Below are 13016 nucleotides of genomic sequence, written 5' to 3'. Positions count from 1 at the left end.
TTTTTTCACTCGCCAACTCAACCTCTGTCGTCGTTGGCGGAGCGCGTATTATAGTGACTCCAGAAGAACTTTCAAGAGGCTTTGAGAAGTTTTTTCGCACCGTCCGGTGCGCCTCAATCCTGCTTGTTCGCCCCAGAGGCTACCCCCTGAAGCGAGATGCGTATTATAGGGATCAGTCAGAAGCTTTCAAGTCCCTTTCGCATCTTTTTTCCGAAAAGCCGGGGCAAGTACTTCGCAGTGCAGACCCGGCTCGTCGGGAAGGCGTATTATAGGGACAGCAGCTCAATGTTCAAGAAGAATGTGTAACTTTTTATTGCAGAGGGGCTGATCGCCCAACAAAAAGGGCGCAATGTGCGCCCTTGCCTCTACATTTCTATATAAATTATTACGGAAGTGGGCCCTCAAGCCGTCACCTTGACGCGGGCAAACTTGCGCTTGCCCACCTGATAGACACCCTCGGTGCCGGGCGCGACGGCTTCTCGGCTATCGGTCAGCTTTTCGCCATTCTTTTTTACCGCGCCCTGCTTGACCATGCGGTGCCCCTCGGAGGTGGAGGCCACCAGACCTGCTTCCTTCAACAGATTGGCCAATGGCAGCGGGCCCTGCACGGATACTTCCGGGATATCCTCGGGAATGGCATTCTTTCTGAAGCGCGTCTCGAAGTCCTTGAGGGCTGCCTGCGCAGCTGCTTCGTCATGGAAGCGCGCCACCAGCTCCATGGCCAGCTTGATCTTGATATTGCGCGGGTTCTCTCCCGCTGCAACAGCCTGCCTGAACTGCTCGATCTCTTCCAGACTGCGGAAGCTGAGCAATTCAAAATAGCGCCACATCAGTTCATCGGAAATGGACATCACCTTGCCGAACATCTCATTGGGCGCGTCCTGAATGCCAATATAGTTGCCCAGCGACTTGGACATTTTCTGCTTGCCGTCCAGCCCTTCCAGGATCGGCATGGTGAGCGTTACCTGCGGTTTTTTGCCGAAGTGCTGCTGCAGATGGCGCCCCATGAGCAAATTGAATTTCTGGTCGGTACCGCCCAGCTCCACGTCTGCTTCGAGCACAACCGAGTCGTACCCCTGCAGCAGCGGATAGAGAAACTCGTGAATGGCAATGGGCGAGCCGGACTTGTAGCGCTCTTCGAAATCATTACGCTCCAGCATGCGCGCCACAGTGGTGGTGCCGGCCAGACGGATCAGATCCACCGCGCTCAGGTCATTCATCCAGCTGGAGTTGAACACCACCTGCGTCTTTTCCGGGTCGAGAATCTTGAACACCTGCTCGGTGTAAGTTTTGGCATTTTCCTTCACCTGCTCCTCGGACAGCGGCGGGCGTGTGGCGCTCTTGCCGGTAGGGTCGCCGATCATGGCGGTGAAGTCACCGATCAGAAACAGCACTTCGTGCCCGAGATCCTGAAACTGCTTAAGCTTGTTGATCAGCACAGTGTGCCCCAGGTGCAGATCGGGCGCCGTGGGATCAAAGCCGGCCTTGATGCGCAAGGGGCGACCTTCCTTCAGTTTTTCCACCAGCTCGGCTTCGGGAATGATCTCCTCGACGCCGCGCTTGATCAATTGCAGTTGTTCTTCCACAGGTTTCATGGGCGTCCCCTCAACATAATACGGTGTCGGTATTAAGCTGCAGCCTGCCGGTCAGTTCGGACACACTGGCAAGCCCCTTTTTGTCCAGATAGGCCGCAATGCCGCGATTGAGCTTTTTCAGCAGCAGCGGGTCGCTGGCAAGCATGGTCCCTACGGCCACCATGCTCGCGCCGGCAAGGAAAAACTCAATGGCATCTTCAGCCGTGGCAATGCCACCAAGCCCGATAATGGGCACGCCGTGGGGCCTGGCCACCTGATAGACCTGATGCACCTTGAGCAATGCCACTGGCTTGATGGCCGGGCCGGACAGGCCGCCCTGATTGTTCCCCAGCGTGGGGCGCATGGTGTCGATATCAATGGCCATCCCCATCAACGTATTGATGGCGCTGAGCATGTCGGCCCCCGCATCGATCACACGACGAGCGCCCTCGGCAATGTCGGTCTGATTGGGCGACAGCTTCACAATGAGCGGCTTGGTGGTGACCGCACGGCATACCTCCGTCACCCGCGCCGCCATATCCGGATCATTGCCGAACGCGGCCCCGCCCTTTTTCACATTGGGGCAGGAAATATTCACTTCGATGGCCGCCACGGGCGAGTCATCGAATCGACGGGTCACCTCGGCATACTCTTCCAGCGACGAACCGGAGACATTGGCGATATAACGGGTCGCATCCACGTCCAGCTGGGGCAGCAGTTCATTGACCACTACATCCACGCCCGGGTTCTCCAGCCCCACCGAGTTCAGCAGGCCGCATGGCGTCTCCCACACCCGCTCAGGCCTGTTCCCCTTTTTGGGCTCGAGCGTGGTGCCTTTCAGAAACACCGCCCCCACGTCGCGCAGGTCAAAGCCGGCGACGCGCTGATACGCCAGCCCATAGCCCGCATTGCCCGAGGCCATAGCCACCGGCGTGTTAAACTTGACGCCGCACAACTCCAGCGACAGATCCGCCATGCTTCACCTTATTCTTTATGAACCTGAAATTCCCCAGAACACCGGCGCACTGATTCGTCTCAGCGCCAATACCGGTGCCTGGCTGCACCTGATCGAACCGCTGGGGTTCGATCTGAGCGAAAAACGCGTGCGCCGCGCCGGGCTGGACTATCACGAGCTGGCACGCGTTAGCGTACACCCATCCCTGGAGGCCTGCATCGAGGCCATCTCACCGCACGCGGTCTATGCCATGACCACCAGAGGGGCACGCCTTTACACCGAGCCCCGCTTTGTGCCCGACGACGCCTTTCTGTTTGGCCCGGAAAGTCGCGGCCTGCCGGACGAGGTGCTGGAACGCTTCGACTCCGCGCACCGCCTGCGCCTGCCCATGAAGCCCGGCGCGCGCAGCCTCAATCTCGCCAACGCCGTCAGCGTCATGGCCTATGAAGCCTGGCGCCAGCTGGATTTTGCGCCCCTATAGGGGGGTCCCCGACTTTTTTACACGCCGTTTTTTCACGCCGCCAAAATGCCATAAAAAGGGCGCAAAACGGCCTAAATAATGCGTTCCGCCTTCAAATCCCGCTCAAACAGGGCCTCTGCCGCCTGTTGCGGCGTCGTCTTGCCGCTGACCACGCGCTCCACCTGCTCCAGGATCGGCAGTTCCAGCCCTTTCTCCTGCGCCAGGGCAAAAATGATGTCCGCGGCGCGCACGCCTTCGACCACCTGCCCGATCTTGCGCTGCACCTCGACCACATCGCCCGATGACTGCGCCAGCAACAGGCCAAAGCGACGGTTGCGGGATTGATTGTCCGTGCAGGTCAGCACCAGGTCGCCCACGCCCGCCAAACCCATGAAGGTCTCCGCGCGGGCACCCAGCACCGTGCCGAATCGAATCATCTCCGCCAGCCCGCGGGCGATCAGCGCTGCCCGCGCATTCGCCCCCATGCCCAGCCCATCACTGAGGCCGGTGGCAATGGCCATGACGTTCTTGTAGGCGCCGCCCACTTCAACCCCCACCACATCATCCTGAAAATAGACGCGGAAGCGGTCGTGATGAAAGGCTCTGGCCCACCACTCTACCTCATCCTGCCGCGGGGAAGCGCTCACCATGGCAGTGGGCAGCCCCTTGGCCACCTCCTCGGCGAAGGTGGGCCCGGACACAACGGCATAGGGGTGCGCGGGCCAGCGCGCCTCCACCACCTGGTGCAGCATGCGCCGCGTGGCCGGGTCGAATCCCTTGGTGGCCCACGCCAGATGCGCGGGCAGCAGCTGATCGGGAATGCGCTCGAGCAACCCGGCAAATGCCGTACTGGGTACCACGATCAGCGCGCCGTCCGCCTCCGCCAAGGCCTCTTCCAGATCGGCGGTGGAATCGAGCGGGGGCGGAAAGGGTACGCCCGGCAGGTAGCGCGTATTTTCCCGCTGCAACTTCAGCTGCTCGGCATGACTGGTGCTATGCGCCCACAGGCAGACACGGTGACCGACACGCGCCAGATGAATGGCCAGCGCTGTGCCCCATGCCCCTGCGCCGAGGACCGCCAGGCGACGCGTCATCGTTTACTGCTGCGTTGCCTCGGCCTGTTGCTGCTGCACGTGCTCGGCGTACATGGCCTCGAAATTGACCGGTTCCAGCAGCAACGGCGGGAAGCCGCCGCGGATGACCAGATCACTGACGGCTTCGCGGGCATACGGGAACAGAATGTTGGGGCAGTGCACACCGAGCAGATAGTTGATGTCGGCGTCGGTAAAGCCCTTGATCTGAAAAATGCCAGCCTGCTCCACCTCCACCAGAAACGCCACATGCTCATCGATGCGCGTCGTGGCCGTTACGCGCACGATCACGTTGAATACGCCCTCTTCCGGCTCCAGCGCTTCGCTGGAAACATTCAAGTCCACTTCCAGCTGCGGCTGAAACTCGACGGTAAAAATGCCGGGCGCATTGGGCGACTCGAACGAGACGTTGCGCGTATAGATCTTGTTAATGGTAAAAATCTGCTCGGGCTGTTGCGTGGTTGCTTCACTCATGAGATATGCCTTCCTGTTCCAGTAACTTGTCCAGTTCGCCGCGGGCTTCCAGTGCATGCAGATCATCGCAGCCGCCCACGTGCGTTTCACCAATGAAAATCTGCGGCACCGTACTGCGCCCGCTCAATGCTTCCATCTCCTGCCACAGCGCACGGTCACGCCCCACATCGATCAGCGTGTACTGCACACCCTTGTCATCCAGCAGGCGGCGCGCCATGGTGCAGTAGGGACAGGTTTGCGTGGCATAGACAACTACGCCGGGTTTGGTATCGCTCACGACTTTTTTCCCTTGTGCTTGCCCCTTTTGGGTACACCCTTCTCCACCGGCATGCCGGCACTCTGCCACGCCATGATGCCACCGGCCAGGTTATAGACCTGCTGGTAGCCAGCCTTGGCCAGCTGGGCGGCTGCACGCGCCGAACGCGACCCCGTCTGACAATACACCACCACAGGCTGATCCTTGTCAAACGGCAGCTTTTCAATCTGGCTTTTCAGCTGGCTGACAGGAATGTTCACGGTATCAAACAGGCGCGCATCGCGAAACTCCTTGTCGGTACGCACATCCAGCACGGCAGCCCCATCGTTGATCAGGCGTGTGGCGCGGTTGGCGTCGACATTTTCATAGCCGGCCAACCTGTCGCCAATATAGCTGTACACCAGCGACAGCACGATAATGACCAGCGCCGCAAACAGCGGCCACTGTTGTTGCACAAATTCCAGAAACATGTGGCTCCCTTGTTCAGCCCAATCACTCAAGCGGCTGATTTTAGCAGTGCCAGCCTATACAATAAAGCGATTAAACAGGAATACGGGACCAAACGCATGTCCAAGAGCAAAAAGAAGAAGTACACCGTCAAGCATCGCCCCACCGGCCTGATCATTCTGGATGGCTGGGGCTATCGCGAACCGGCGGACGACAATGCCATCTCGCTGGCCAACACCCCCGTTTTTGACGAACTGTGGAACAACCACCCGCACACGCTGATCAACACCAGCGGCGGTGTCGTGGGTCTGCCCGACGGGCAGATGGGCAACTCCGAAGTGGGGCACCTCAACCTGGGTGCGGGCCGCGTGGTCTATCAGGAACTGACCCGCATCGGCCTGGCCATCAAGGACGGCTCCTTCTTCTACAACCCCGTGCTCGCCGAAGCCATCGACAAGGCGGCAGAAGCCGGCCGCACCGTGCACGTGCTTGGGCTGCTTTCCGACGGCGGCGTACACAGCCATATCGACCACATGAAGGCCACCGTCAAAATGGCTGTCGACCGGGGCGCCAAAGTGCGCATCCACGCGTTTACCGATGGCCGCGACGTGGCCCCCAGGTCGGCGCTCAATTACATCGAGGAGATGGAGGAATTCATCAAGCCGCTCAAAGGCGTGCGCATCAGCTCCATTGTCGGGCGCTACTACGCCATGGACCGTGACAATCGCTGGGAGCGCATCAAGGAAGCCTACGACGTGATTGCCTGTGGCGAAGCGGAATACAAGGCGGATTCCGCCCGCGAAGCGGTGGAAACGGCCTACGCCCGCGGCGAAACGGACGAATTCATTCACGCCACCGCCATCCGCAACAAGAAGGGCAAGGTGACCAAGGTCAAGGACGGCGACACCGTCATCTTCACCAACTTCCGCGCCGACCGCGCCCGTCAGCTGACACGCCCGTTCATCGAAAAGGACTTCGCGGAATTCCACCGCTGTGTGGCACCGCAACTGGCCGATTTCGTCACCATGACGGAATACAACAAGAACTTCAACGTCAAGGTCGCCTTCCCGCCGCAGAAACTGAAAAACACCTTCGGCGAGTGGATCAGCAAGCTGGGCCTGCGCCAGCTGCGCATCGCCGAGACGGAAAAATACGCCCACGTCACCTTCTTCCTCAACGGCGGTCGCGAAGCCCCCTTCGAAGGCGAAGACCGCATTCTGATCCCGTCCCCGAAGGTGGCCACCTACGACCTCAAGCCGGAAATGAGTGTGTTTGAACTGGCAGAGAAACTGTGCGAAGCGATCCGTTCCGGCAAATACGACACCTTCGTATGCAACATCGCCAACCCCGACATGGTCGGCCATTCCGGCAATATCGACGCCTGCATCAAGGCGGTCGAGGCCGTGGACAAGGCGCTGGGACAGATCATGGAGTGCCTGCGTGAAGCCGATGGCGAAGTCATCATCACCGCCGACCACGGCAATATCGAGCAGTTGCGCGACCCGCTCACCGGTCAGGCGCTGACCTCGCACACCACCAACCCGGTGCCATTCATCTATGTGGGCCACAAGAAGTGCTCCCTGCGCGAAGGCGGCGGCCTGCCCGACGTGATGCCGACGCTGCTGGATGTGATGGAGCTGCCCAAGCCGGAAGAAATGACCGGCGAAAGCCTGTGCATGCACGCCGAACGCGACTAAGCGTTTGATTTGAAAAGGGTGGCGCGCAGCTGTATAATGCTGCGCCCTTGTGTCCGGCCGCCGACAGGCGGTCGCGTCATTGATCTAAACAGGAAACAGTGCCCTATGAACACACTGCAGTCCCTTGCCGGGCTCTACAGCCCCGAGTTCGAAAAAGACAACTGTGGCTTTGGCCTGATCGCCAACATGGACAACCAGCCCAGTCACGGCCTGGTTCAAACCGCCATCGAATCCCTGGCGCGCATGACCCACCGCGGTGGCGTCGCCGCCGACTGCTGCACCGGTGATGGTTGCGGCCTGTTGATCAAGAAACCCGCCACCTTCTTTGCGGATGCGGCGGCAGACGCGGGCATCCAGCTCGGCGACACCTGGGCGGTGGGCATGGTTTTCCTGAGTCAGGATGCCGCCAAGCGCGATACCGCTATCAAGACGCTGGAAGAAAACCTCGCCGCCAAGGGGCTGCAGGTGGCCGGCTGGCGCAAGGTGCCGGTGCGTTCCGAGGTGCTGGGCGAACAGGCCGCGAGCATGGAGCCCGACATCCGCCAGATTTTCGTCAACGCGCCTGCGGACATGGACGAAGACAGCTTCAACCGTGCCCTGTTCGTGGCCCGCCGTCAGACGGAAATGGCCATTGAGCCCAACGACAAGGATTTCTACATCGCCTCACTGCACAGCCAGCTGGTCTCCTACAAGGGTTTGGTAATGCCGAGGGAGCTGCCGGAGTACTATCTGGATCTGAACGATCCGCGCTTCGAGTCTGCACTGGTGTCCTACCACCAGCGCTTCTCTACCAATACCCTGCCGCAGTGGCGCCTGGCGCAGCCGTTCCGCTTCCTGGCCCATAACGGCGAGCTGAATACCATCCGCGGCAACCGCAACTGGGCACGTGCACGTCAGAGCAAGTTGAAAACCGAGCTGATTCCCGAGCTGCACACCCTGCGCCCGCTGGTATCGCAAGAAGGCTCCGACTCCAGCTCGCTGGATAACATGCTGGAAGTGCTCACCATGGGCGGACTGAGTATGTTCGAAGCGCTGCGCCTGCTGATTCCGCCCGCGTGGCAGAATGTGCCGCACATGGACCCCGATCTGCGTGCCTTCTTTGAATACGCCTCCATGCACATGGAGCCGTGGGACGGCCCGGCCGGCATGGTGCTCAACACCGGCCGCTACGCCATCTGCGCGCTGGATCGCAACGGCCTGCGCCCCACCCGCTACGTGATTACCAAGGACCGCAACATCACCTTCGCCTCCGAAATCGGTGTGTACGACTACGATCCAGCCGATGTGGTGGAGAAGGGACGCCTCAAGCCCGGCCAGGTGATGGCGGTGGATCTGGAAACCGGCACGCTGCTGCGTCCACAGGATATCGACGATCAGCTCAAGGACGCCTACCCCTACCGCGACTGGCTCGATGCCGGCATGAAGGCGATCGAGGACCGTCCCGACCTATCCGAAAAGGTCATCGGTTTCGACGACATCACCGCCGAGCTGTATCAGAAATACTTCATGGTCAGCTTCGAAGAGCGCGACATGATCCTGCGCACCCTGGCCGAAGACGGTCAGGAGCCCACCATGTCCATGGGCGACGACGCACCGCTGCCGGTCTTCTCCAAGCGCCCGCGTCAGCTGTACGACTACTTCCGCCAGATGTTCGCGCAGGTGACCAACCCGCCCATCGACCCATTGCGGGAAAGCATTGTCATGTCGCTGGCCACCAGCTTCGGCCGCGAGCAGAACCTGTTCGAAAAGGGCCCGGAACACGCCAGGCGCATGGATGTGAGCTCGCCGGTGCTGACGCCGTCGCAGTTCAACCAGCTGCTGAACACCACCGACGAAGGCTTCCGTCATATTGTGCTGAGCCTGCACTATGATCCCAAGGAAAAGGATCTGAAGCAGGCGATCATCGACCTGTGCGATATCGCGGTGGAAGCGGTGCACAACGGCACCACCATTCTGGTGCTCTCCGACATGGGCATCGAGCCGGATCTGCTGACCATTCCGGCGCTGATGGCCACCGGTGCACTGCACCATCGCCTGGTGAACGAGGGGCTGCGCCCGGATGCCAACATCGTGGTGGAAACCGCCACGGCGCGCAACCCGCACCACTTCGCGGTGCTGATCGGCTACGGCGCCACCGCCGTCTACCCTTATCTGGCCTACGAAACCCTGGAAGACCTGATGCGCACCGGCGAGTTGTCCAAGAACAACAGCCTCAGCTTCTACATCAAGAACTTCCGCAAGGGCATCAACAAGGGGCTGTTCAAGATCCTCTCCAAGATGGGCATCTCCACCATCGCCTCCTACCGCGGTGCGCAGCTGTTCGAAGCGGTCGGCCTGAGCAGGGAAATCGTCGATCTGTGCTTTACCGGCACCGCCTGCCGCATCGAAGGCACGAAGTTCGAACACATTGAAAACGACCTGAAGCAGGTGGCCCAGCGCGCCTTCAATCCACGCCGCACTCTGGAACAGGGCGGCGAGATCAAGTTCGTGCACGGCGGCGAATACCACGCCTTCAACCCGGAGGTGGTGACCCACCTGCGCGAGTGCGTGCGCACCGGCGACAAGGCCACCTATCAGAAGTTTGCGGATGCAGTGAACAACCGTCCGCCCATGACCGTGCGCGACCTGCTCACCTTCAGGAAGGATCTTGAGCCGGTCCCGCTGGCCGAAGTGGAACCTGTTGAGCACATCCTCAAGCGCTTCGACTCCGCCGGCATTTCCCTGGGCGCGCTGTCTCCCGAGGCGCACGAGGCGCTGGCCACCGCCATGAACCGCCTCGGTGCCCGCTCCAACTCCGGCGAGGGCGGCGAAGACGAAGCCCGCTTCGGAACCGAAAAGATGTCCAAGATCAAGCAGGTGGCGTCCGGTCGCTTCGGCGTCACCGCCCACTACCTGCGCAACGCGGAAGTGATTCAGATCAAGATCGCCCAGGGCGCCAAGCCGGGCGAGGGCGGTCAGCTGCCCGGCCACAAGGTGGACATGTACATCGCCAAGCTGCGCCACTCCATGCCGGGCGTGACGCTGATTTCCCCACCGCCGCACCACGACATCTACTCCATCGAGGATCTGGCGCAACTGATCTTTGACCTGAAGCAGATCAACCCCAATGCGCTCATCTCCGTGAAGCTGGTGGCAGAACCCGGTGTGGGTACCATCGCCGCGGGTGTAGCCAAGGCCTATGCCGACCTGATTACCATCTCCGGTTACGACGGCGGCACCGGCGCAAGCCCGCTCACCTCGGTGAAATACGCCGGCAATCCCTTTGAAATGGGCATTGCCGAAGCTCACCAGGTGCTGCGCGCCAACGACCTGCGCGGTCAGGTGATCCTGCAGGCCGACGGCGGACTCAAGACCGGCCTGGACGTGGTCAAGGCGGCTATCCTCGGTGCGGAAAGCTTCGGCTTTGGTACTGCGCCTATGATCGCGCTGGGCTGCAAGTACCTGCGCATCTGTCATCTGAATACCTGTGCCGTGGGCGTAGCCACCCAGGACGAGCGCCTGCGCAAGGAGCACTTTATCGGCATGCCGGAAATGGTGATGAACTATTTCCGCTTCGTGGCGGAAGAAACGCGCGAATGGATGGCCAAACTGGGCGTGCGCTCGCTGGAGGAGCTGGTGGGCCGCGTGGATCTGCTGGAGCAGATCGACAATCCGCCCACCGAGAAAATGCGCAATGTGGACCTGTCCGCCTTCATCACCGATGCTGGCGTGCCAGAACACAAGCCGCATGTGTGTCAGGTGAGTCGCAACAACCCGTGGGACAAGGGCATGCTGGCAGAACGCATGGTGCAGGACATGCTGCCCGCCATCGAAGCCAGGTCCGGCGGCATCTTCCACTATGACATCAAAAACACCGACCGTTCCATCGGTGCCCGCGTCGCCGGTGAAATCGCCGAGCGCTGGGGCAACTACGGCATGAAGGACACCCCCATCACCGTCAAGTTCAAGGGGATCGCCGGACAGTCGTTCGGTGTGTTCAACGTGGACGGTCTCAACCTGCATCTGGAGGGGGACGCCAACGACTACGTGGGCAAAGGCATGGCCGGCGGCGAGATCGTCATTACCCCGGCGCCCGGCGGTGAATTCGATCCGCACGTGACCCCGATCGTGGGCAACACCTGCCTGTACGGTGCCACCGGCGGCAAACTGTTGGCCGTCGGCACGGCGGGCGAGCGCTTCGGCGTGCGCAACTCCGGCGCCATCGCCGTGGTGGAAGGCTGCGGCGATCACGGCTGTGAATACATGACCGGCGGCACCATCGTCAGCCTCGGCAGCGTGGGCGTCAACTTCGGTGCCGGCATGTCCGGCGGCATGGCGTTCGTGCTGGACGAAGCCAACACACTGCACGATCATCTCAACAGTGAGATGGTGGAGGCGATCCGCATCGATACCGAAGAGACGGAAGCCTACCGCGTCTATCTGCGTCAGCTGCTGGAAGAGTACGTGGAAAAAACCAACAGTGCCTTCGGGCAGAAGGTGCTCGGCCAATTCAGCCGCTACATCGGTCAGTTCTGGCTGGTGAAACCGCGCGCCATTCCGAAGGAAAAACTGCTGGACATGTTCGCCAAGAAAGCCGCCTAAGAGGACACTGGAATGCCAAATATCAGACAATTTCTGGAAGTTGACCGCCAGCTGCCGCCCAAGAAGCCGGCCGACGAGCGCCGCAAGGATTTCGGTGAAATCTACGGCAGCTTCGATCTGCAACACGCCATGGCGCAGGCGGATCGCTGCCTGCACTGCGGCAACCCCTACTGCGAATGGGCCTGCCCTGTGCACAACTACATTCCCAACTGGCTGAAGCTGGTGGCGGAAGGCAATGTGCTCGAGGCGGCGGAGATCTCCCACAAGACCAACAGCCTGCCGGAAATGTGCGGGCGCATCTGCCCGCAGGACCGCCTGTGCGAAAAGGCCTGCACGCTGGAAGACACCAACTTCGGTGCCGTCACCATCGGCGCGGTGGAGCGCTTCATTACCGACACCGCCTTCGAGATGGGCTGGCGTCCGGACCTGTCGCAGGTGCCCATGACCGACAAGAAAGTGGCCATCGTCGGCGCCGGCCCGGCGGGCCTGGCGTGTGCGGACATTCTCATCCGCAACGGCGTCAAGCCGGTGGTGTTCGACCGCCATCCCGAAATCGGCGGCCTGCTCACCTTCGGTATCCCGCCATTCAAGCTGGAGAAAAAGGTGGTGCGCAAGCGCCGCGAAGTGCTGGAAGAGATGGGCGTGGAATTCCGCCTCAAAACCGAAATCGGCAAGGACATCCCCTTCCAGCAGCTGCTGGACGAATATGATGCCGTATTCCTCGGCATGGGCACCTACAAGGCCATGGAAGGCGGCTTCCCCGGCGAGGATCTGCCGGGCGTGTACAAGGCGCTGGACTACCTGATCGGCAATATCAAGAAGCTGGAAGGCTGGCTGGAAGACGAATCCGAATACATCAACCTGCAGAGCCAGCGCGTCGTGGTACTGGGCGGTGGCGACACCACCATGGACTGTACCCGTACCGCGATTCGTCAGGGCGCGGACGAAGTCTATTGCGTCTATCGCCGCGACGAAGCCAACATGCCCGGCTCACCGGCCGAGGTGCGCAACGCCAAGGAAGAAGGCGTGCAGTTCATGTTCAACCGCACCCCGCTGGAAGTGATCGGTGACGGCAAGGTGGAAGGCATCAAGGTGGTGCAGACCCGTCTGGGCGAAGCGGACGAAAATGGCCGCCGCCGCCCGGAAGTCATCCCCGGCTCGGAGGAAATCATCCCCTGCGATGCGGTGATTGTCGCCTTCGGCTTCAAGCCCAACCCGCCGCAGTGGTTCAAGGACTTCCACATCGCCGTGCACGAGTGGGGCGGCGTGGTGACGGCTGCGGAAGACAGCGACTACCCCTACCAGACCTCGAACCCGAAAGTCTTCTCCGGCGGCGACATGGTGCGTGGCTCCAGCCTGGTGGTGCACGCCGTGCACGAGGGCCGCAAGGCCGCCGAGGGCATTCTCAACTACCTCGAGGTGTAACCAGGGAGGGGGGTCCCCGACTTTTTACAGGGCCGATTTTTTCGGCCCCCCACTAA

The 13016-nt window shown here is 61.0% G+C and carries 10 protein-coding genes; 4 read left to right on the top strand and 6 right to left on the bottom strand.

Annotation, left to right across the window (positions count from 1 at the left end):
* Positions 1 to 401: 401 nt before the first annotated feature.
* Complete coding sequence (gene tyrS / locus BUQ81_RS08475; RefSeq protein WP_074201982.1) at positions 402 to 1595, bottom strand: tyrosine--tRNA ligase; 1194 nt, start codon at positions 1593 to 1595, stop codon at positions 402 to 404.
* A 10-nt stretch (positions 1596 to 1605) separates the two neighbouring features.
* Positions 1606 to 2550 carry a dihydroorotate dehydrogenase gene (locus tag BUQ81_RS08470; RefSeq protein ID WP_074201981.1) on the bottom strand — a complete coding sequence of 315 codons (945 nt, stop codon included), beginning with the start codon at positions 2548 to 2550 and terminating at the stop codon, positions 1606 to 1608.
* On the opposite strand from BUQ81_RS08470, the gene BUQ81_RS08465 reads away from it, so the two are divergent.
* Positions 2549 to 3010, top strand: coding sequence for a tRNA (cytidine(34)-2'-O)-methyltransferase (locus tag BUQ81_RS08465; RefSeq protein WP_074201980.1), 462 nt, complete (start codon positions 2549 to 2551; stop codon positions 3008 to 3010). The genes BUQ81_RS08470 and BUQ81_RS08465 overlap by 2 nt on opposite strands.
* Positions 3011 to 3081: 71 nt before the next feature.
* Here BUQ81_RS08465 and BUQ81_RS08460 read toward each other — a convergent pair whose 3' ends face one another.
* Genes BUQ81_RS08460 through BUQ81_RS08445 form a run of 4 tightly spaced genes read right to left on the bottom strand, consistent with a single transcriptional unit; the run spans position 3082 to position 5280 of the window.
* On the bottom strand, positions 3082 to 4083 hold the full coding sequence (locus tag BUQ81_RS08460) for an NAD(P)H-dependent glycerol-3-phosphate dehydrogenase (protein WP_074201979.1): 1002 nt from the start codon (positions 4081 to 4083) through the stop codon (positions 3082 to 3084).
* 3 nt (positions 4084 to 4086) lie between these two features.
* Positions 4087 to 4554 (bottom strand): protein-export chaperone SecB, encoded by a 468-nt coding sequence (gene secB / locus BUQ81_RS08455; RefSeq protein WP_074201978.1) that lies wholly within the window; start codon positions 4552 to 4554, stop codon positions 4087 to 4089.
* Entirely contained in the window at positions 4547 to 4831 is a 285-nt protein-coding gene (gene grxC / locus BUQ81_RS08450) for a glutaredoxin 3 (RefSeq protein ID WP_074201977.1), read from the bottom strand. Before grxC ends, secB begins: the two co-directional genes overlap by 8 nt.
* Positions 4828 to 5280, bottom strand: coding sequence for a rhodanese-like domain-containing protein (locus BUQ81_RS08445; RefSeq protein WP_074201976.1), 453 nt, complete (start codon positions 5278 to 5280; stop codon positions 4828 to 4830). Before BUQ81_RS08445 ends, grxC begins: the two co-directional genes overlap by 4 nt.
* A 96-nt stretch (positions 5281 to 5376) precedes the next feature.
* Here BUQ81_RS08445 and gpmI point away from each other — a divergent pair, with 96 nt between their 5' ends.
* The 3 genes from gpmI (at position 5377) to BUQ81_RS08430 (ending at position 12960) form a co-directional block, all read left to right on the top strand.
* Complete coding sequence (gene gpmI, locus BUQ81_RS08440; RefSeq protein WP_074201975.1) at positions 5377 to 6954, top strand: 2,3-bisphosphoglycerate-independent phosphoglycerate mutase; 1578 nt, start codon at positions 5377 to 5379, stop codon at positions 6952 to 6954.
* Positions 6955 to 7059: 105 nt separating this feature from the next.
* Positions 7060 to 11535 (top strand): glutamate synthase large subunit, encoded by a 4476-nt coding sequence (gene gltB, locus BUQ81_RS08435; RefSeq protein WP_074201974.1) that lies wholly within the window; start codon positions 7060 to 7062, stop codon positions 11533 to 11535.
* Between the two features lie 12 nt (positions 11536 to 11547).
* Positions 11548 to 12960, top strand: a complete 1413-nt coding sequence (locus tag BUQ81_RS08430) for an FAD-dependent oxidoreductase (protein ID WP_074201973.1) — start codon at positions 11548 to 11550, stop codon at positions 12958 to 12960.
* The last annotated feature ends 56 nt before the right edge of the window (positions 12961 to 13016 follow it).

The organism is Sulfurivirga caldicuralii (assembly GCF_900141795.1).
Taxonomy (GTDB): domain Bacteria; phylum Pseudomonadota; class Gammaproteobacteria; order Thiomicrospirales; family Thiomicrospiraceae; genus Sulfurivirga; species Sulfurivirga caldicuralii.
Note: the sequence above shows the minus strand (reverse complement) of the source record. Positions and strands in the feature narration are given on the sequence as shown.

Excerpts from the sequence above, each read along its gene's own strand:
- tyrS (WP_074201982.1), bottom strand. The coding sequence starts at position 1,595 with ATGAAACCTGTGGAAGAACAACTGCAATTGATCAAGCGCGGCGTCGAG.
- BUQ81_RS08465 (WP_074201980.1), top strand. The coding sequence starts at position 2,549 with ATGCTTCACCTTATTCTTTATGAACCTGAAATTCCCCAGAACACCGGC.
- BUQ81_RS08470 (WP_074201981.1), bottom strand. The coding sequence starts at position 2,550 with ATGGCGGATCTGTCGCTGGAGTTGTGCGGCGTCAAGTTTAACACGCCG.
- BUQ81_RS08460 (WP_074201979.1), bottom strand. The coding sequence starts at position 4,083 with ATGACGCGTCGCCTGGCGGTCCTCGGCGCAGGGGCATGGGGCACAGCG.
- secB (WP_074201978.1), bottom strand. The coding sequence starts at position 4,554 with ATGAGTGAAGCAACCACGCAACAGCCCGAGCAGATTTTTACCATTAAC.
- BUQ81_RS08445 (WP_074201976.1), bottom strand. The coding sequence starts at position 5,280 with ATGTTTCTGGAATTTGTGCAACAACAGTGGCCGCTGTTTGCGGCGCTG.
- gpmI (WP_074201975.1), top strand. The coding sequence starts at position 5,377 with ATGTCCAAGAGCAAAAAGAAGAAGTACACCGTCAAGCATCGCCCCACC.
- gltB (WP_074201974.1), top strand. The coding sequence starts at position 7,060 with ATGAACACACTGCAGTCCCTTGCCGGGCTCTACAGCCCCGAGTTCGAA.
- BUQ81_RS08430 (WP_074201973.1), top strand. The coding sequence starts at position 11,548 with ATGCCAAATATCAGACAATTTCTGGAAGTTGACCGCCAGCTGCCGCCC.